The sequence below is a fragment of the Cellulomonas denverensis genome (assembly GCF_012396125.1).
In the GTDB taxonomy this organism is placed as follows: Bacteria; Actinomycetota; Actinomycetes; order Actinomycetales; family Cellulomonadaceae; genus Cellulomonas; species Cellulomonas denverensis.
The window spans coordinates 761,418-780,038 of sequence record NZ_JAAXOX010000001.1; the positions used below are offsets into that span (position 1 = coordinate 761,418).

Annotated in this window: 17 protein-coding genes and 1 tRNA gene; 2 read left to right on the forward strand and 16 right to left on the reverse strand. The window is 72.3% G+C overall.

Features of this window, described 5'->3' with window-relative positions; genetic code table 11:
• Positions 1 to 91: 91 nt before the first annotated feature.
• The 9 genes from HGA03_RS03460 to HGA03_RS19265 form a co-directional block, all read right to left on the reverse strand.
• A complete protein-coding gene (locus HGA03_RS03460; protein WP_168628769.1) occupies positions 92 to 622 on the reverse strand; it encodes a DUF4411 family protein in 531 nt (176 codons plus the stop codon).
• Complete coding sequence (locus HGA03_RS03465) at positions 619 to 1,737, reverse strand: ImmA/IrrE family metallo-endopeptidase (RefSeq protein WP_168628770.1); 1,119 nt, start codon at positions 1,735 to 1,737, stop codon at positions 619 to 621. Before HGA03_RS03465 ends, HGA03_RS03460 begins: the two co-directional genes overlap by 4 nt.
• Positions 1,738 to 2,065: 328 nt before the next feature.
• Positions 2,066 to 2,155: transfer RNA gene (locus tag HGA03_RS03470), tRNA-Ser, on the reverse strand.
• A gap of 32 nt (positions 2,156 to 2,187) precedes the next feature.
• Complete coding sequence (locus tag HGA03_RS03475; RefSeq protein ID WP_168628771.1) at positions 2,188 to 2,973, reverse strand: SDR family NAD(P)-dependent oxidoreductase; 786 nt, start codon at positions 2,971 to 2,973, stop codon at positions 2,188 to 2,190.
• A 21-nt stretch (positions 2,974 to 2,994) separates the two neighbouring features.
• Positions 2,995 to 3,408 (reverse strand): PIN domain-containing protein, encoded by a 414-nt coding sequence (locus HGA03_RS03480; protein ID WP_168628772.1) that lies wholly within the window; start codon positions 3,406 to 3,408, stop codon positions 2,995 to 2,997.
• A 93-nt stretch (positions 3,409 to 3,501) separates the two neighbouring features.
• The gene (locus HGA03_RS03485; protein ID WP_239073589.1) at positions 3,502 to 4,155 is read right to left on the reverse strand and encodes a GTP-binding protein; all 654 of its coding nucleotides are present in this window, start codon (positions 4,153 to 4,155) and stop codon (positions 3,502 to 3,504) included.
• Positions 4,136 to 4,510 carry a DUF742 domain-containing protein gene (locus HGA03_RS03490; protein WP_168628773.1) on the reverse strand — a complete coding sequence of 125 codons (375 nt, stop codon included), beginning with the start codon at positions 4,508 to 4,510 and terminating at the stop codon, positions 4,136 to 4,138. Before HGA03_RS03490 ends, HGA03_RS03485 begins: the two co-directional genes overlap by 20 nt.
• Before the next feature lie 7 nt (positions 4,511 to 4,517).
• Positions 4,518 to 4,961, reverse strand: a complete 444-nt coding sequence (locus HGA03_RS03495; protein WP_168628774.1) for a roadblock/LC7 domain-containing protein — start codon at positions 4,959 to 4,961, stop codon at positions 4,518 to 4,520.
• 70 nt (positions 4,962 to 5,031) lie between these two features.
• Complete coding sequence (locus HGA03_RS19265; protein WP_168628775.1) at positions 5,032 to 9,396, reverse strand: sensor histidine kinase; 4,365 nt, start codon at positions 9,394 to 9,396, stop codon at positions 5,032 to 5,034.
• 142 nt (positions 9,397 to 9,538) lie between these two features.
• Between HGA03_RS19265 and HGA03_RS03505 the strand changes: the two genes are divergently transcribed.
• Positions 9,539 to 10,522 (forward strand): NAD(P)H-quinone oxidoreductase, encoded by a 984-nt coding sequence (locus HGA03_RS03505; RefSeq protein ID WP_168628776.1) that lies wholly within the window; start codon positions 9,539 to 9,541, stop codon positions 10,520 to 10,522.
• A gap of 44 nt (positions 10,523 to 10,566) precedes the next feature.
• Positions 10,567 to 11,073 carry a bacterial proteasome activator family protein gene (locus HGA03_RS03510; RefSeq protein WP_168628777.1) on the forward strand — a complete coding sequence of 169 codons (507 nt, stop codon included), beginning with the start codon at positions 10,567 to 10,569 and terminating at the stop codon, positions 11,071 to 11,073.
• Here the strand turns inward: HGA03_RS03510 and HGA03_RS03515 are convergent.
• From HGA03_RS03515 to HGA03_RS03545, 7 genes are all read right to left on the reverse strand, one after another.
• The gene (locus HGA03_RS03515; protein ID WP_168628778.1) at positions 11,070 to 11,960 is read right to left on the reverse strand and encodes an EamA family transporter; all 891 of its coding nucleotides are present in this window, start codon (positions 11,958 to 11,960) and stop codon (positions 11,070 to 11,072) included. The genes HGA03_RS03510 and HGA03_RS03515 overlap by 4 nt on opposite strands.
• Before the next feature lie 67 nt (positions 11,961 to 12,027).
• Positions 12,028 to 12,993, reverse strand: coding sequence for a carbohydrate ABC transporter permease (locus HGA03_RS03520; RefSeq protein ID WP_168628779.1), 966 nt, complete (start codon positions 12,991 to 12,993; stop codon positions 12,028 to 12,030).
• Complete coding sequence (locus tag HGA03_RS03525; RefSeq protein ID WP_168628780.1) at positions 12,990 to 13,979, reverse strand: carbohydrate ABC transporter permease; 990 nt, start codon at positions 13,977 to 13,979, stop codon at positions 12,990 to 12,992. The genes HGA03_RS03520 and HGA03_RS03525 overlap by 4 nt, the downstream gene beginning before the upstream one ends.
• Positions 13,980 to 14,077: 98 nt before the next feature.
• Positions 14,078 to 15,460, reverse strand: a complete 1,383-nt coding sequence (locus HGA03_RS03530; RefSeq protein ID WP_168628781.1) for an ABC transporter substrate-binding protein — start codon at positions 15,458 to 15,460, stop codon at positions 14,078 to 14,080.
• Positions 15,461 to 15,598: 138 nt separating this feature from the next.
• Positions 15,599 to 16,612 (reverse strand): LacI family DNA-binding transcriptional regulator, encoded by a 1,014-nt coding sequence (locus HGA03_RS03535; RefSeq protein WP_168628782.1) that lies wholly within the window; start codon positions 16,610 to 16,612, stop codon positions 15,599 to 15,601.
• Positions 16,613 to 16,660: 48 nt separating this feature from the next.
• Positions 16,661 to 17,479, reverse strand: coding sequence for a helix-turn-helix domain-containing protein (locus HGA03_RS03540; RefSeq protein ID WP_168628783.1), 819 nt, complete (start codon positions 17,477 to 17,479; stop codon positions 16,661 to 16,663).
• On the reverse strand, positions 17,476 to 18,495 hold the full coding sequence (locus HGA03_RS03545) for a zinc-dependent alcohol dehydrogenase family protein (RefSeq protein WP_168628784.1): 1,020 nt from the start codon (positions 18,493 to 18,495) through the stop codon (positions 17,476 to 17,478). The genes HGA03_RS03540 and HGA03_RS03545 overlap by 4 nt, the downstream gene beginning before the upstream one ends.
• Positions 18,496 to 18,621 lie beyond the last annotated feature (126 nt).

Genomic DNA, 18,621 nt, shown 5'->3' on the forward strand with positions numbered 1-18,621 from the left:
AGTCCAGTGTTAGAGCAGCCGCCTGATTTCGACCAGGTCGGTCAGGTGGGCAGGGGAGCTCCTGGAGTTCCCGCCGTGTGCCTGAGCAGAACTACGGGCCGGGAACGGTGCGGGGCTGCTCCCGACGCAGGAAGCCGGCGACGCTCGTGCAATTGATGCCGAACTCGCCACACGTGTACGGGATCTTCGGTCGCATGCGGGACGGTGCCGGGCCGTCCGCAGTCTCGAGCGTGATCACCGTCAGGTTTTCGACGGCGGCGAGTGAGATAACCATGAGGTCACCGAGGTAGTGCAGGTCCCGCCCGTAGCCGGGGAGTCGGTTCACGATCTCCTTCGCTTTCGTGAGCTGGTCGGTGGTCGGACCTCGGAACATGCCCGGGCGTGCACGCACCCAGTCGTGGATGTTCTGGTCCTTGAGCGCCCACTTTCCGAGCTCGGTCTTCACCGCGTCGGGGGCGATGATCTCGCCGTTGGTGATCAGTCGTTCGAAGAGCGCCCACTGTGGGGCGAACACGTCAGCGCCGTAGAACTCGTCGTCAGCCTGGTGCAGGAAGGACACGATCACGTTCGTGTCGATGCAGTACCTCGGTTCGACGTCGAACAGTGCGGGCTGAACGGTCACCGGCCGCTCCGGGCCGCGTACTCCTCGCGGTATCGAGCCACGTTGTGCTCCGCGACACCGAGCAGGGCCGCAGCGTCCTGACGTGCCAGCCTGCCCGAGTCAAGGCTCGTGAGGACCTCGCCGGCGAAGCGCCGACCGACCTTGTTGATCTGCGACGGGTAGTACGAACCTCCGTCCTTTGACTCGACCCTGCGTGTCTGGCGGCGTCCGTCGAGCATGTCGAACCGCGTCTGGGTGATGTACCCAAGGTCCTTCATGCGGATGAGGAGCGCCGCCTGGCTGACATGCACGTGCCGGCTGAGCAGCCGAAGCGTCGCATCGTCCTCGGTGTCGTCGCGGCCCCACGGATGACTGCGCGCGTCAACGAGCAACTCAGATGGGAGTAGGGCTGCGCCCGCGACGGCGTTGCAGAACCGTTCAATCGTCGCGTGGTCGTCGAGGTCGCACAGGCCGGTGGCGCGCATGACGACGTGCACGTACTCGTGAACCACTGAGAACAGGCGCGCGTACGGGGTGTCCTGGGTGTCTACGACCACGATGCAGTGCTGTTCGCGTCGCAAGCTGAACGCCCTGACAGTCGGGTCTTCCAGGCGGCGTTGCGCGACGTAGATGCACTGACGGTGGAGGGCCTCGACCCACAGTCGAAGCGCCGCGTACTCGTCCTTCGCGGCGCGTTGTTCGTCGATGCTCACACAGAGCGCTGCTCGAACGCGCTCACCCGCGGTCTCGACCGGGACATCGACGTCGATACGAACGGCGGGAAGTTGAACCACATCATCGGGGAATAGCTCGATGGCGGCGTCGAGCATCTCCGCTGCCGCCTCGAGTTCCGTGACGAGCTCAGGGGAGATGCCCGCGGCCTGGTTGGCAACGGTGCGGTGGTCTTGGCCCGTTGCGGGCGGCGGCTCAGGGTCGTCGATCAGCAGGTAGGGCCACGGCCGCTTCAGGAGAGAAGCGAGCGCCTCGAGGTCGTCAAGATCGATGTCCTGGTCCTCAACGACGAGGTCCGCGACACGGATGTTGCGACCGAGCCGTACGTCGAGATCGCCCGGCGTGATGCGCCGGTTGCGCAGGATGCTGTTGATCCTGACTGCGCTGACACGAGCGAGCGACATGTCCAGAACCTACCGACGCCCGTGCAATCCGCGTCGTGAAGACGCGCCGTCATCCAGTTGCCATGGTCGTCACGAGCCGCAGCCGATCACGGGTTACGAGGTGCGGGACCGGCGTCCATGACTTCGCGCCGACGCCTCCTGATGAGGCTGGTGCCATACCGTCGTACACGACGTCCGTCGTCAGCCCCGTCCGCTCCTCGAGCACGCACGTGACTCCTGACAGCCACGACCGTGCGGAACGCTGCACAGACCGATGCGGCAGGCGCGGCCAGAGCGGCAGCCTAGGTGCTGTGGATTGCCGCTCTGACCAACACAAACACTGCTCCTGCGGAGGGCAAGGGATTCGAACCCTTGAGTACGGGGTCACCGCACTAACGGTTTTCAAGACCGTCGCTTTCGGCCGCTCAGCCAGCCCTCCTGGCGTGCGCGGCGAGACTACCTCAGCGATCGTCAGGGCAGGATCGCGTCCACATACCCGCCGTCGACCCGCAGCGCGCCGCCGGTGGTGGCCGACGCCAGGGGTGAGGCGAGGTAGGCGACCATCTGGGCGATCTCCTCCGGTTCGATCAGGCGCTGCAGCAGGGACTGGGGGCGGTGCAGCCGCATGAACTCGCGCTGCGCCTCGTCCCAGGGCAGCGACCGGTCGACCAGCTGGTAGACGAAGTCCTCGACGCCGCCGGTGTGGGTGGGGCCGGCGATCACGGAGTTGACGGTGACACCGGTGCCGGCGGCCTCCTTGGCGAAGCCGCGGGTGACGGCGAGCAGAGCGGTCTTGGTGGTGCCGTAGTGGATCATCTCGGCCGGGATCACCACGGCGGAGTCGCTGGCGATGGTGAGCACCCGGCCCCAGCCGGCGGCGGTCATGCCGGGCAGGGTGGCACGGATCAGGCGCACGGCGGACAGCACGTTGACGTCGAAGTAGCGCTGCCATTCCTCGTCGGTGATCTCCAGTGCGGGGGTGGCGCCGAAGATGCCGAGGTTGTTCACCAGGATGTCGACCTGGCCGACGGCGTCCAGCACCGCGGCGGTGCCCTCGGCGGTGGTGACGTCCCCGGGGGCGGCGATCAGGTCGCCGTCCAGCTCGGCGATCACGGAGTCGACCACCTCGGGGCGGCGGCCGTTGATCGCGACCCGGGCGCCCGCGGCGGCGAGGGTGGCGGCGATGGCGCGGCCGATCCCCTGGGTGGAACCGGTGACGAGGGCGGTGCGTCCGGACAGGTCGAGTGCGAGGGCCATGTCCCGACGGTAGGCCTGTGCTCAGCGCGCCGCGAACCAGTCCTCGGGCAGTCCGGGACTGACCACCACCAGGTGGTACATCCGCGCCACTTGGGCCAGCCGGGCGTCATAGGTGGCGATGGCACCCACCTCCGGGTGTGCAGCCGCCACTCCTAGGTGGAGGGCACCGAAGGGGGACAGCACGCCGGTGACCATCGATGCGAGCCGGAGGGCCTGATCGAAGTAGCGCACCTCCTCCAACCGGTCCGCGACATCGAGTGCGCGCATGCGGACGGACGCCGTCTGCCCGGCGGCCGCTGCACGCAGCTCGCTCAGGGACAACGACGTGACCAGGAGGTCCGGCTCCCGGTCCGCTGCCCATCGGCTCCACTCGTCGGACTGCGGGACGCCTGTCAGGTAGCGGACGAGCGCCGACCCGTCGGCGTAGACCCGCATGTCGGAAGGGTATCCGGGTAGGTGGTGTCCAGGTTCCTGGGTGTGGCTCAGCCCGCCGTACGCAGGGGTGCGACGGCGGGCCGATAGGTGGTGTCAGGCCGCGCGCAGGCGCTGCATGGCGAGCTGGACGAGCTGGATCAGGCTCTGCTTGGTGGCGTCGCGGGACCGCGCGTCGGTGTACAGCACCGGCACGTGATCCGGGATGGCCAGCGCCTCGCGCACGTCCTCCAGGCGGTGCTTGGCCACCCCGTCGAAGCAGTTCACGCCGACGACGAACGGGATGCCGCGCGACTCGAAGTAGTCCACTGCGGGGAAGCACTGGTCCAACCGGTCGGTGTCGACCAGCACCACGGCCCCGATCGCCCCGCGCACCAGGTCGTCCCACATGAACAGGAACCGGTCCTGGCCCGGGGTGCCGAACAGGTACAGCCACAGCGACCCGGGCAGCGCGATCCGGCCGAAGTCCATCGCCACCGTGGTCGAGGTCTTCCGGTCCGAGACCCCGCCGGCGTCGTCGACGCCCACCGAGTGCTCGGTCATCGCGGCCTCGGTGTTCAGCGGCTCGATGTCGGAGATCGACCCGATGAAGGTGGTCTTGCCGACCGCGAAGCCACCGGCGACGACGATCTTGACCACCGTGGGAGCGGCGCCGGGCTGCTCGCCGGGTCCTGCGGTGCGGGCGGCGGGCACCGTGGTCGCCGCGGCGTCCACCGTGCTCAGGCCGGGGTCAGAGGGCGGAAATGCCATTGAGAACACTCTCCAGCACGCTGAGGGACAGGGCGGGCGACTGGCCGGTGCTGACCTCGACCGGGTCGGAGCCGTGCACCCGCACGTACCCCGCCTCGACCAGATCCGACACCACGACCCGGACGACGCCGAGGGGCAGGTGCAGCAACGCGGACAGCTCGGCCACCGAGATGTAGCCGTGCGAGGCGTGCTGCAGGATGGCGCGCTTCTCCGGGGTGAGTCCCTGGCCGACGACACCGCCGGGCAGCAGCTCGACCAGCGCCTCCAGCGGGTAGTCCGACCGCTCGGAGCGCACCCGGCCACCGGTCACGGCGTACGGCCGGACCGTCCGGGTCTCGAACTCGCTCTCGCTCATCGCAGCCTCACACCGGGCGGGTCGCGCCGTCGACGGGGAGGGAGGAACGCATCTCGGTGATCAGCTGAGGGGTGAGCGTGGCCTCCGTGCGGGAGACCAGCATCGCCATCTCGTAGCCGATCAGGCCGACGTCACAGGTGGCGTCCGCCACCACGGCGAGCACCGACCCGTTCGACACGCTCATCAGGAACAGGAACAGGTTGTCCATCTCGACGATGGCCTGCCGGACGTCACCGGCGCGCAACTGGCGGGCGGCGCCGCGGGTCAGGCTGGACATGCCGGAGACGATCGCCGCGAGCTGGTCGCCGCTGGTCCGGTCGAGCTGCTCGGACATCGCCATCAGCAGACCGTCGGCGGACACCACCAGCGTGTGCCGGGTGCCGGGCACGGTCCGGACGAAGTTGTCCAGCAGCCAGCCGAAGTTGGCTGCCTCGGTGCTGAGGGTGGTCACTCATCCTCCTGGGGGATGGCAGCCGGCGGCTGCGGGATCGGGGTGGCGGACGACGGCGCCGGGGCTGCCGTCACGGGATCGGGGTGGGCTGGGCGTCGGTGGGACCGGACCGGCCGTCGGACAGCGCGCGGCGGCCACGGCGGGATCCGGACTGGAAGCTGGACAGCCGATCGCGCACGGCGTCGGCGTCCCGGGGTGCGGCACCGGTCGCCGGGGCGATCTCCGGGGCCGCGGGCACCTGGTTGGGCACCCGGCGGGCCAGTGATCCGGCAGGCCGGTCGACCGTCTTCGGCCGGTAGGCGGACAGCTGGCTCAGCTCGCTCAACGCCTGCTCCTGGATGTCGGCTCGCATCGCGAGGGTGGCGGCGCCCTGAGCGCCGAAGGCACCCGCGCCGAGGTCGGATTCGGCCTGCTCCGGCGCCCAGCCGGTCGGGGTGACCGGTGCGGCACCGTCCTGCGGTTCGGCATCGGTGCGGGCGGCCCGCGCCGAGGCCCAGGCGCCGAGGTCACGACGCTGACCGGTGGTGGGCGCCGACGGGGTGTCCTCCACCGGGGGCGGCACCTCGCCGCGGACCCGGGTGGGCAGCGCCGACGAGGGGGTGCCGTCCGCCGCGTCGTGCTCGGCCGGGGCCCAGGCGCCTGCCGGGGACCAGGCCGGTGCGGCGCCGGGGGCGGGCTGCTCGGGCGCGGGGGCCTGCTCCTGGCCAGGTGCCCAGGAGCCGGGGACTGCCGGATCGGCGGCCCAGGAGCCGGGCGTGGCCGGGCTGGTGGCCCAGGGGCCGGGGGCTGCCGGGTCGGTGGCCGGGGACGCGGGGGCAGCCGGGTCGGTAGCCCAGGACGCCGGCGCGGCCGGAGTGCCACCAGCAGACGCGGCGACACCACCGTCGACAGGAGCCGCCGGCGACCAGGACCCTGGTTCCGCGTCGGAGCGAGCGGTCGAGGCCCACGCCCCGGCACCCGGGCCGACCGGCGGGGTCGGAGTCCACGACTCCTCGGCAGCCGGCGCGCCGGCCTGGCCGACCGGCGGGGTCGCGGTCCACTGCCCACCGCCCGCCAGGCCCGGCTCGGCGGCCCAGTCCGGTGTCCCGGCCGAGGCCCACTCGGGCGACCCGGCCGCCGGGTCCTGCGCGGCCGGTCCGGCCGGGGTCCAGTCCTGCACGGTGGTCGGCGCGGTGTCCTGCGGCGCCCAGGTCGGCACCGGCACCCGCTCGACGGCGGGGGCGGTGGCAGGGGCCGGGGTGGCCGCCGGGGTGGCCGGGGTCGCCGTGCCGGTGGGGGTGACCAGCTTGTGCGCACCGGTCACCGCGCGCGGCTCGGTGGGGCGACGGCGACGACCGAAGGAGAAGAACGGCCGCCGGGCCTTCGCGCCACGCTCGCGGCGGGGCGGAGCAGGGGGCTCGTCGGTGCCGTCGCCGCGCACCACGCTGGCGAAGTCCGGGACCTCGACCCGTCGCTCCCGGGCCGGGGCGGGCGCGTCCGCCGCGTCGATCGGGGCGAAGGGCTCGGGCACGTGGAACGGCGGCTCGGAGCGGGTGGCCTCGGCGGGCACGGCGGCCTGCGGGCCGGGCGCCGGCTCCGGCGCGGGCGATCCGGCGGTGGGGCCGACGTCCTGGGCGCGCGCACCGGACTCGGTCGCGCCCCACTCCGGGTCGGCGGTCGAGCCCGCATCCACACCCGGCAGGTCCCAGGTCGCGTCCACGCCCGGCACATCGTTGCCCGGCCCGTCCGCGACCAGACCCGGCACAGCCCCCGCCGCCGATCCGTCGGTCCCGGCGCCCGAGGTCTCCGGCACCGGATACGGCTCCGCCGCCAGCCAGTCCTGCTCCGCGGCAGGCCCCTCGTCGACCACGGCGCCGAAGGACTCGACCGGCACCGGCCCGCCCCATCCGGCGACCAGCGGCTCGTCCTCGTCCGGCATCAGCGCGGGCACCACGAACCCGGCGGCGTGGTTCTCCGCAACGGTCGCGGCGAACTCCTCCGGCAGGTCACCACGGCTGCTGAACCCGGCGGCATCGTCCGGCTCCGGCACCGGGGCAGCAACGGGCTCGGCGGGCTCGTCCGGCACCGGCGCAGCAGCGGTCGCGGCCGACTCCTCCGGCACGGCACCACGACCGCGGAACCCGGCGAACAGCCCGGCCCGCGGCCCGGCAGGGCCCTCCGGCACGGACTCGGTCGCCGCCGGGTCGGCGGCGGTCCCCGGGGTGCGGGTCGGCAGCCCCGACGCGCCACGGCTCGGCAGCCCGGCGCCACGGGAGGGCAGCGGTGCGGCATCCGGCGCGATGGCGGGCGCCCAACCGGCGGAGGCGGTGGCGATCTCCGGGGCGAGGGTGGTCTCGGCGGGGGCGGGCAGCACGACATCCGGCTGCGCGACCGGCTCGGCGGTCCGCTCGGTACCGCTGGTCCGCCGCCGGGGCAGGCCGGTGCCGGTGGCGCCGTCGGTGAGGGCGGCCAGGTCGACCGGCACCGCGGTGGGCGGTTCGGGCTGCCCGGCGGGGTCGATGGCCGGCATAGCACCGGTGGCGGCGCTCTCCAGCGGCCCGGCGGTCCCGGGCTCGGCGGTGAACAGCGCGCCGGGGAAGGTGACGGTGGCGACCGTGCCGGAGCCGCCGTCGGAGACCCGGGCCAGCGAGACCTGCGCGCCGAGCCGGGCGGCCAGCCGGGCGACCACGTACAGGCCCAGACGCTGGGCGCCGATGGCGTCGGTGGCGGCAGCGGAGGCGATGGTGGCGTTGGCCTCGGCGAGCTCGTCGTCGCTCATGCCCAGGCCCTGGTCGGTGATGGTGACCAGCACCTGGCGGTCGCCGCTGCGCTCACCGGCACGCTCGGCGGTGCGGACCTGCACCGGGGTGCCGGGCTCGGAGAACAGGGTGGCGTTCTCCAGCAGCTCGGCCATCAGGTGTGCGGCGGCCAGGGCGTTGAAGCCGTGCATCAGCGGGTCGGCGCCCAGGTCGAGCTGCACCCGGTCGTACTGCTCGATCTCGGAGGACGCGGTGCGGACCACGTCGGACAGCGGCATCGCCTCGCGCAGCCGGCGGCCGGAGTCGATGCCGGCCAGCACCAGCAGCGACTCGGCGTTGCGGCGCATCCGGGTGGCCAGGTGGTCCAGGCGGAACAGGTTCGCCAGGGTCGCCGGGTCCTCCTCGGAGCGTTCCAGGGAGTCGATGAAGGCGAGCTGGCGGCCGAGCAGCACCTGGTCGCGGCGGGCCACGTTGACGAACATCTCCGCGATCGAGCCGCGCAGCGCCGCCTGGTCCCGGGCGACCTGGATGGTGGTGGCGTTCACCGAGTTGAAGGCCGCGGCCAGTCGCCCGACCTCGTCCCGGGAGGTCACCGGGATCTCGGCCAGCGACAGGTCGGGGGCCTTGCCCGGCTCGGCGACCTGCTCGACCAGGCGCGGCAGCTCCTCGCGGACCTCACCGGCGGCCGTGGTCAGGCGGCGCAGCGGGATGACGATGCCGCGGGACACCAGGAAGGCGATCACGATGGACAGCGCGGTCGCGGCCACCGTGATGCCCACGGTGATCAGTGCCTCGCGCTGGGCCTCGGCGGCCAGGCGGTCGGCCTGGTCGCTCGCGGAGGCCAGCAGGTCGTCACCGACCGGTCGCAGGGTGGCGAGCTCGGCGTTGACCAGGGCGTTCCATCGGGCACTGTTCACCGAGGCGATGGTCTCGGGGTTGCCGGACTCGATCGCCAGCTGCATCGCGGCCAGGTCGGCATCCCGGGAGGGCAGCTGGATGCCGGCGAGCCGCAGGTTGTTGGTGGTGGTGCGGGCCTGGGTCCGGGCGTCGTCGGCCACCGCGAACAGCCCGGCGAGTTCACGCACCTGCTCGGGGTCGGCCCCGTCGTCCAGCAGCACCTCCACCGAGGTCGGCTGGGCGCGCAGCACCCGCTCGATGGTGGTGGCGACCTGGCCGTAGGCGGTCAGCCGGGAACCGAGCGACCGGTCGGACAGTGTCTCGGCCACCAGGGCGGGCACGTTGTTCTGTGCCGCGATCACGTCGGTGTAGTTGGAGACCACCAGGGACTGCGGCAGCGTCTCGTTGTCGACCTGGCTGCGGATGCTGCTCAGGTCGGCCTTGGTGGTCGCGGTCTCGATCGCCTCGCCGACCCGGAAGTCCAGGTCGGACAGGTCGAGGCCCGCGATCGACTCGGCCAGCGCCGCGAGCGCCCGGTCGGTGGACCCGCGCGAGGAGTTCAGGTTGCCGGACAGCGGCTCGTCGCCGGCCTTCTGCATGGAGATGGTGCGTTCCTGCTGCAGCGCCTCGACCGCGATGGCGTAGTCCGGGAGCACCTGCACGACCTGGCTCACCGCGGCGGCGGTCCGGGCCTGCGCGGCCGACTGCACCGCGATGTAGGCACTGGCCACCAGCAGCACCAGCACCGGCAGCGCGAGCACCGCCAGCACCTTGGCGCGGATGCCGAGCCTGCGCAGCATGTCGACCTGCCTCCTGAGTCTCCCGCGACCGGTCGGCCGTCGGCGGGCACACTCGCGGAGAGCGCCCGTTCACAGCCCATCGGCCGATTCACCCGGCGACATGAGCGCTCGGCGCGGATTCATCCGGACGTACCCTCGACGGATGCGAGTCGTGCAGGTGGAACAACCCGGTGGACCGGAGTGCCTGGTCGTGGCGCAGCGACCCGATCCGGTGCCGGGACCGGGTGAGCTGGTGATCCGGGTGGCCGCCGCCGGGGTGAACCGTGCGGACCTGCTGCAGCGCGAGGGTCACTACCCACCGCCGCCGGGCGCCCCGGACTGGCCCGGGCTGGAGGTCTCCGGCACGGTGGCCGCACGCGGGGCCGGGGTGGACCCGGCGGCCTGGCCGGACGATCTGCCGGTGGCCGCGCTGCTGGCCGGCGGTGGCTACGCCGAGTACGTGCTGGTGCCGGCCGGGCAGGTGCTGCGGGTGCCGGCGGGCCTGGACCTGGTGACCGCCGGTGGCCTGCCGGAGGCCGCCTGCACGGCGTGGACCAACCTGGTCGACACCGGTGGGCTGGCGCCGGGCCAGACCCTGCTGGTGCAGGGCGGATCGGGCGGGGTCGGCTCGTTCGCGGTGCAGCTGGCGGCGGCGCTGGGCGTCCGGGTGCTGACCACGGCCGGTGGCTCGGAGCGGGCGGCGCGCTGCCGGGAACTGGGCGCCGACCTGGTGATCGACCACCGCAGCGAGGACGTGCCGGCCGCGGTGCTGGCGGCCACCGGCGGCCGCGGGGTGGACGTGATCCTGGACGTGCTGGGCGCCGGCGGGCTGGACCAGAACCTGGCCTGCCTGGCCACCGGCGGCCGGCTGGTGGTGATCGGCACCCAGCGCGGCACCCGCGGCACGCTGGACCTGGCCGCGCTGATGGCCAAGCGCGCCGTGGTCACCGGCACCACCCTGCGCCCGCGGAGCGTGCCGGAGAAGACCGCGGTGGTCGCCGCGGTGACCGAGCACGTCCTGCCGCTGGTCGCCGACGGCCGGGTCCGCCCGGTGGTGCACGCCCGGCTCCCGCTGGACCGGGCCGCCGACGCCCACCGGCTGATGGACTCCGGCGAGGTCTTCGGCAAGGTGCTGCTGCTGCCCTGACCCGGGCGGTCGCGCGACGGCCCGGCGAGCGGCAGCATCGGGGTATGACCACCGATGACGCGAAGCCCGACCGTCCGCGGATCGTCGTCCTGGGCGACGGCGCGCAGCCCGGCGAGGAGGAGTCCGGCGGCGACCTCGCACCGCAGATCGACCAGCCGGCCAAGGTGATGCGGATCGGCACCATGATCAAGCAGCTGCTGGACGAGGTGCGGTCCGCCCCGCTGGACGACGCCGCCCGCACCCGGCTGGCCGAGGTGCACGAGCGCTCGCTCACCGAGCTGGAGGACGGCCTGTCGCCGGAGCTGGTCGAGGAGCTGCACCGGATCACGTTGCCGTTCACCGAGGACGCCGCACCCTCCGATGCCGAACTGCGGATCGCCCAGGCCCAGCTGGTCGGCTGGCTGGAGGGCCTGTTCCACGGCATCCAGACCGCCCTGGTCGCCCAGCAGATGGCCGCACAGTCCCAGCTCAGCCAGATGCGCCGCGCCCTGCCGGGGACTCCCCCGCCGGCCGGGCGTCCCGGCGAGCACGGTCCTGGGCAGTACCTCTAGCCGACGACTCGCGGCCGGCGGCTCGGCACCGCGGTCAGCAGGATCGCCGCCGAGACGCAGGCCAGCCCGGCGATCTCCCAGCCGTGCGGCCACTGGCGCAGCGCCACCGCGCCCACCACCGCCGCGGTGGCCGGCAGCAGCGCCAGCAGCACCGCGAAGGTGGCGGCGGTGACCCGGCGCAGCACGACCTGTTCCACGGCATAGGGCACCACCGAGGACAGCACCGCGATGCCGACCACCGCGGCGGCCAGCGCCGGGTCGTGCCACACCGGTCCGGAGCCGCCCGCCAGGAAGGGCGCGAACACGATCGCCCCGGCCGCCATCCCGACCGCGAGCGAGGCGAAGCCGTCCGGCGCGTCCGGCCCGGCATCGGTCCCGGTGGCCACCCGCCGGCCGAGCAGGATGTACCCAGCCCAGCACGCGGCGGCGGCCCCGATCGCGATCAGCCCGTGCGTCACCCGGGGGTCGTCCCCGGCGCCGAGCTGCACGCCGGCTAGCGCCACCACCCCGGCGGCGGCGACCACGATGCCGAGCCGTTCCCGCCAGCCGCGCCCGGTGACCGCGGCCACCGCCACCGGCCCGAGGAACTCGATCGCCACCGCGGTGCCCAGCGGCAGCACGTCGATCGCCAGGTAGAAGGTCACGTTCATCGCGGCCAGCACCACGCCGAACAGGGCTGCGGTCAGCAGCGAGCGCCGGGTCCAGCGCGCCCGCCAGGGCCGCCGCCAGGCGATCAGCACCACCGCGGCCACCGCGATCCGCAGCCAGGCCACCGTCGGCGAGGCGATCACCGCGAACAGTCCCACCGCCAGCGCGGCCCCGGCGTACTGGGTCAGCCCGGAGAAGACGAACAGCACCGGCGCGGGGACACGGTGGGGCGCGGGCACCGCACCAGCCTACGCAGCAGGGAACCCCCGGCCCGCGCGGCCGGGGGTTCCCTGAGTGCTCGCGGGATCAGCCCTTGACCGACCCCGCCAGCAGCCCGCGGACGAAGTAGCGCTGCAGGGCGAGGAAGACCACCAGCGGCACGATCATCGAGATGAACGCCCCGGCGGTCAGGACGTGCCACTCCCCGCCCCGGCTGCCGGCCATCTCGGCCACCGCGACGGTCAGCGGGCGTGATCCGGTGCTGGTGAAGGTCAGGCCGACCAGCAGGTCGTTCCACACCCAGAGGAACTGGAAGATCCCGAAGGACGCGATCGCCGGGACCAGCAGCGGCAGCAGCACCCGCATGAAGATCTTCACGTGCCCGGCGCCGTCCACCCGGGCCGCCTCGACCAGGGAGGACGGGATGTCCTTCATGAAGTTGTGCAGCAGGAAGATCGCCAGTGGCAGCGCGAAGATCGAGTGCGACAGCCAGACGGTCCAGAACGTGCCGTTGATCCCCAGGTTCACGTAGTCCCGCAGCAGCGGCACCAGCGTGACTTGCAGCGGCACGATCTGCAGCGCGAACACCGCCACGAACAGGAACTCCCGGCCGCGGAAGTCGATCCAGGCGAAGGCGTAGGCCGCCAGCAGCGCGATGGTGATCGGGATGATCACCGCCGGGATCGTGATGACGAACGAGTTGACGAAGAACGTCGACAGGTTCGCCCCGGAGCCGAACAGTGCCTGGTCGTAGTTGTCCAGGGTGAACTCGGCGTCGCCGGAGAACAGTCCGCCGAACACCGTCCACCAGCCGGAGCGCCGGATGTCCAGCGCCGGCCGGAAGGACGTGACCAGCAGGCCGATCGACGGGATGGTCCACAACACCGCGATCACGATCGCGATCAGGGAGGCCCAGGGCGAGGTCAGCCGGCCCTTGGTGGCGATGGCCCGCTTCTCCAGCCGGGACAGCCGCCGGGGGCGCTCCGGGTTGCCGGTGTCCGGCGCGAGCTCCTCCGGCACCGCACCCGTGGGAGGCAAGGGGGTGGTTGTCATCGGATCTCCTCCGACCGGCGCAGCTGGCGCACGTTGTAGACGACGATCGGGATCACCAGGATGAACAGGATCACCGCGAGCGCGGCGCTCAGCCCCTGGTTGTTCTGCCGGAACGCCTGCGTGTAGAACTCGTTCGCGATCACCTGGGTGCCGAACTGCCCACCGGTCATGGTCCGGACGATGTCGAAGACCTTCAGCGTGCCGATCGCGATCGTGGTGAGCACCACGACCAGCGCCGGCCGGATCGACGGCACCGTGATGTAGCGGAACATCTTGGTCCCGCCCAGACCGTCCAGCCGGGCCGCCTCCACGATGTCGTCCGGGATCGCCTTGATCGCCGCGGACAGCACCGTCATCGCGAAACCGGTCTGGATCCAGACCATCACCACGATCAGGAACACGGTGTTCCACGGCGAGTTGATCAGGAACTGCTGCGGTTCGAGCCCGATCCAGACCAGCACCTGATTCAGCAGGCCGGTCTGGCTGACCCCCGGCTGGTTCGGCCGGAACTCATAGACGAACTTCCAGATGATCGAGGCGCCGACCATGGAGATCGCCATCGGGATGAACACCAGCGCCTTGGCCAGCTTCTCGAACCGGGTGCGGTCGACCAGCACCGCGTACAGCAGGCCGATCAGGGTGGAGGCCACCGGCACCAGGATCACCCAGACCGCGGTGGTGACCAGCACCCCCTGGAACTGGCCGGTGGTCAGCGCCTGGGTGTAGTTGTCCACCCCGACGAACTCCTGCCCGCGCCGGTCGAAGAACGAATTCCAGACCGTGATCAGCGCCGGGCGCACCAGGCCCCAGGCGAGCAGGAGCAGCGCGGGCCCGGCGAAGGCGGTCGCCACCGCCCAGCGCGGGACCCGCTTGGGGCGATCGACCAGCAGCAGGATCGCGCCCATCACGATCACGAACAGCGCGATCGCCAGGAACATCAGCAGGAACTTGCCACCTGTGGTGTTCGCATTCGTCAACCAGTCCATCTGTCTCTCCGAGCTGGGTGGACCGGCCCGGCCGGGCAGGGGATTCCTGCCCGGCCGGGTCCGGTGTACCGATCAGGGCCGGCGTGAGCGGTGTGCGCTCAGGACGACGGCCAGCTCGACTCCACCTGCTCGGTGACCTCCTCGGTGGAGGACCCGGTGAGCCAGTTGACGATCGCGGTCCAGAACGTCCCGGCGCCGACCTCACCCGGCATCAGGTCCGATCCGTCGAACCGGATCACGGCGTTCTCGTCCGAGAGGATCTCCGCGGAGAGCCGGTCGAACTCGGTGGCCAGGTTCTCCGGGTCGAGACCGTTGTTGGCGCTGACCCAGCCGCCGGCCGGGGTGGTCTGGGCCTTGACGTTCGCCCAGTCCGCGCTGGCCAGGTAGGTCTGGAACGCCTGCACCTCGGGACGGTCGTCGAAGGCGGCCACGAACTCGCCACCCACCAGCACCGGCTTGGTGTCGGTGTCCATGTTCGGCAGGTAGAACGCGTAGACGTCACCGTCCGGGGCGACCTCGGTGCCCTCCGGCCACTGGGTGGCGTAGAAGTTCGCCGCCCGGTGCATCCAGCAGGTGCCGTCCAGGATCGGGTACCCGGCGTCGGTCCACGGGGTGGTGGCGATCGAGTCGACCCCGCCCAGACCGGCGTTCACGTACTCGTCGTTCTTCAGGATGTCGCCGGCCGCGTCCCAGGCCTCGAGGATCTGCGGGTCGTTGAACGGGATCTCGTGGTTGACCCACTGGTCGTAGACGTCCGGGCCGGCGGTGCGCAGCACCATGTCCTCGATCCAGTCGGTGCCCGGCCAGCCGGTGGCGTCACCGGACTCCACACCCGCGCACCACGGCATCGCGCCGTCCTCGACGATCTGGTCGGAGAGCGCGATCAGGTCGTCCCAGGTCTCCGGGACCTCGTAGTCGGCGTCCTCGAACATGCTCGGCGAGTACCAGACGTAGGACTTGGCGTTCGACCCGAGCGGCGCGGCGTAGAACGTGCCGTCGACGGTGCCGTACTCCTTCCACGCCTCGTTGAAGAACTCGTCGACATTCGCCTCGGTCGCCTCCGGCGCGGGCACGATCGCGTCCGGGAAGTCCCCGACGATCGTGCGCAGCAGGCCGGGCTGCGGCAGGTACGCGATGTCCGGCGCGTTGCCAGCCTGGATCCGCACCAGCAGCTGCGCCTCGAACTCGCGCGAGCCCTCGTAGTTCACGGTGACGCCGGTGCACTCCTCGAACGGGTCGTAGGAGTCCTCCTGCGTCTTCTGCTCGGGCTCGACGATCGAGGTGTACACCGACACCTCGGTGCCCTCGAGGTCGCCGAACTCCTCATAGGGCGCGCAATCGATCTCCAGGCCGGTCGAACCGCCCGCCTCGGTGCTGCCGCCGTCCGAGTCGCCGCCCGAGGAACAGGCGGCGAGGGCGAGGGCGACTCCGAGGCCGCCAGCGATGACGGCACCCGCTCGGTGCCGACGGATGGTGGTCATCTGCCATGCCTCCACATCGTCGTGGTGACACCGGTGCCTCGTTGCCCCGGCGCGTCCGACTCATGCAAGCGTTTACATCTGCCCAGCGCAAGCCAGTTCGCCCATCAGCGGGGTCACAATTGGGTCACAGGGGTTGAATCACCCGATACCGCCCGGCGGCGCGGTGGAGGTCCGCTCGATCAGCGTGGTCGGGAAGACCACATCGCGGGGCACCGGAGCCCCGGTCAGGAGTTCCAGCAGCATGGTCGCGGCGGTCGCCCCCTGGTCCCAGGCGTCCTGTGCCAGGGTGGTCAACCCGAGCACCTCGGCCATCTGGTGCCCGTCCACCCCGATCACCGACACGTCCTCCGGCACCCGCAGCCCACGGTCCCGGATCGCCAGGATCGCGCCCATCGCCATCTCGTCCGAGGCGGCGAACACCGCGGTGACATCCGGCCGGGCGTCCAGCAACCGGTGCATCGACGCCCGCCCGCCGGCCACGTCGAAGTGCCCGTGCACCTCCAGCCCGGCCGACACCGCCAGCCCGCGCGCGGCCATCTCGGTGCGCCAGCCGTGCGCCCGCCGCACCGCCGGCGACCAGGCCAGCACGTCGTCGGGCTCCCCGGACAGGTGCGCGATCACCCGGTGACCCAGGCCGGCCAGATGGGCCACCGCCCGCCGCGCGGTGTCCACGTCGTCCAGCCCGACCGTGACATGGTCCGGGGCGCCCGGCCCGACGAAGACCAGCGGGTAGCCCAGCTCGTCCAGCGTGGCGATCTCCGGCGGCTCCAACGGCAGCCCGACCACCAGCACCCCGTCCACCCGGCGGCGCAGCACCCCCGGGTCCAGGTCCAGCCGCCGCGCGCCCCGCTCCACCTCGAAGGTGTACAGCAGCGCGTCGAAGCCCTCCGCGCGCAGCGCCCGCTCCGCACCCTCGATCACATTGGCGAAGAACCAGTGCGACACCCACGGGGAGATCAGCCCGATCGTCCGGGTCCGGCCGGTGGCCAGCGACGCCGCCGACGGCGAGGGCACGTAGCCCAGGTCGTCCGCCGCGCGCAGCACCCGCTGCCGGGTGGACTCGGTGACATTCGGCAGTCCGCGCAGCGCACGGGACACGGTCGCGGTGGAGACCCCAGCCGCCCGGGCCACGTCGACGATGCCGTGCGCCATGGCGGCGATTCTGCCTCTCCGGGCGGCACGGGGTCCACCGGCGGACCGCTAGACCGGCAACCGGGCCAGGCGGCGCTCGGACTCCGAGCCCGGGTCCACGGTGTACGTGGTGATCGACAGCCCGGGCTCGCCGGGCAGTTCCAGCACGTCGTAGGTCAGGTCGATCTCCCCTACCACCGGGTGCCGGTAGAGCTTGCGACCGGTGCGGTGCTCGTGCACGTCGTGGTCGGCCCAGTCCTGCCGGAACCGCGGACTGCGGGTGGACAGCTCACCGATCAGCGCGGTCAGGTCCTCGTTCAGCGGGTCCCGTCCGGCCCGGTACCGCAGCATCGCCGCGGTCAGCCGGCAGGCCAGCGGCCAGTCGGCGTAGAACTCCGGCGCCCGCGAGTCCAGGAAGATGAACCGGGCCAGATTCGGCCGCTCCGACTCCAGGTGCGGGGCGAACAGCGCCGCGCCCGCCGGGTTGGCACCCAGGATGTCCTGGCAGGCGTTGGTCACCAGCGCGGGCACGCTCAGCGCGTCCAGCATCCGGCGCACCGACGGCCGCAGCCGCCCGGCCGTCCGGCCCTCGCGCGCCACCCGGGCCGGCGCCCGGCGGGCCAGGTCGAACAGGTGGCGGCGCTCCACCTCGTCCAACCGCAGCGCACCCGCGATCGCGTGCAGCACCTCGTCCGAGGCCCCGGCGATGTTCCCGCGTTCCAGCCGGACGTAGTAGTCCAGGCTCACCCCGGCCAGCTCCGCGACCTCCTCCCGGCGCAGACCGGGCACCCGGCGGTCGTCGCCGTAGACCGTCAGCCCGGCCTGCTCCGGGGTCACCTGCGCCCGCCGGGAGATCAGGAACTCGCGGACGTCGTCCTTGTGGCTCACAGGGACAGCATGACCTTGGTGGCCCGGCGCTCGTCCATCGCCCGGTAGCCCTCGGCGGCCTCGTCCAGCGGCAGCACCAGGTCGAAGACCTTCCCCGGATCGATCGCCCGGTCCCAGATCAGCCGCACCAGCTCCGGCAGGAACCGCCGCACCGGCGCCGGACCGCCGTGCAGGTGGATGCCGGCACCGAACAGCACGTCGCCCGGGATCGCCACGTCGTGCGACACCCCCACGAAGCCGACATGACCACCGGGCCGGGTGGACGCGATCGCCTGCATCATCGCCTCCTGGGTACCGACCGCCTCGATCACCGAGTGCGCGCCCAGCCCGCCGGTCAGCTCCTTGATCCGCGCCGCGCCCGCCTCGCCGCGCTCGGTCACGATGTCGGTGGCGCCGAACTCCCGGGCCAGCGCCTGCCGGTCGGCGTGCCGGCTGAACGCGATGATCCGCTCCGCGCCCAGCTCCCGGGCGGCCAGTACCCCGCACAGGCCGACCGCGCCGTCGCCGACCACCGCGACCGTCTTGCCCGGCCCGGCCTCCGCGGCGACCGCGGCGAACCAGCCGGTGCCCAGCACGTCCGAGGCGGCCAGGAACGACGGGATCAGGTCCGGCTCCGGCATCCCCGGCGTGGCGACCAGCGTGCCGTCCGCGAGCGGGATCCGCGCCTTCTCCGCCTGGGTCCCGATCAGCCCCATCAGCGTGCGGTGCACGCAGTACGCCTGGTACCCGTCCCGGCAGATCTCGCAGGTGTTGTCCGACGACCAGAACGACCCCACCACGAAGTCGCCGACCTTCAGGGTCCGCACCTCCGGCCCGATCTGCTCGACCACCCCGACGTACTCGTGCCCCATCGGCGCATGGTCCACCGGCTCGGCACCACGGTACGGCCACAGGTCCGACCCGCAGATGCAGGTCGCGGTCAGCCGGATGATCGCGTCGGTGGGCTCCTCGATCCGCGGGTCCGGCCGCTCCTCCACCCGGACGTCCCCGGGGGCGTACATCACCACTCCACGCACAGCACTGCTCCTCGCTCGGTCGGTTCGTCCTCTCGACACTAGGAGCCCGGCCCGGTCCGTGGGAGGTCGTGTCAGACCCTCCCGGCGGCGACCACTTCTCTGCCGGATCCGGTAGGGCTGTGGCAT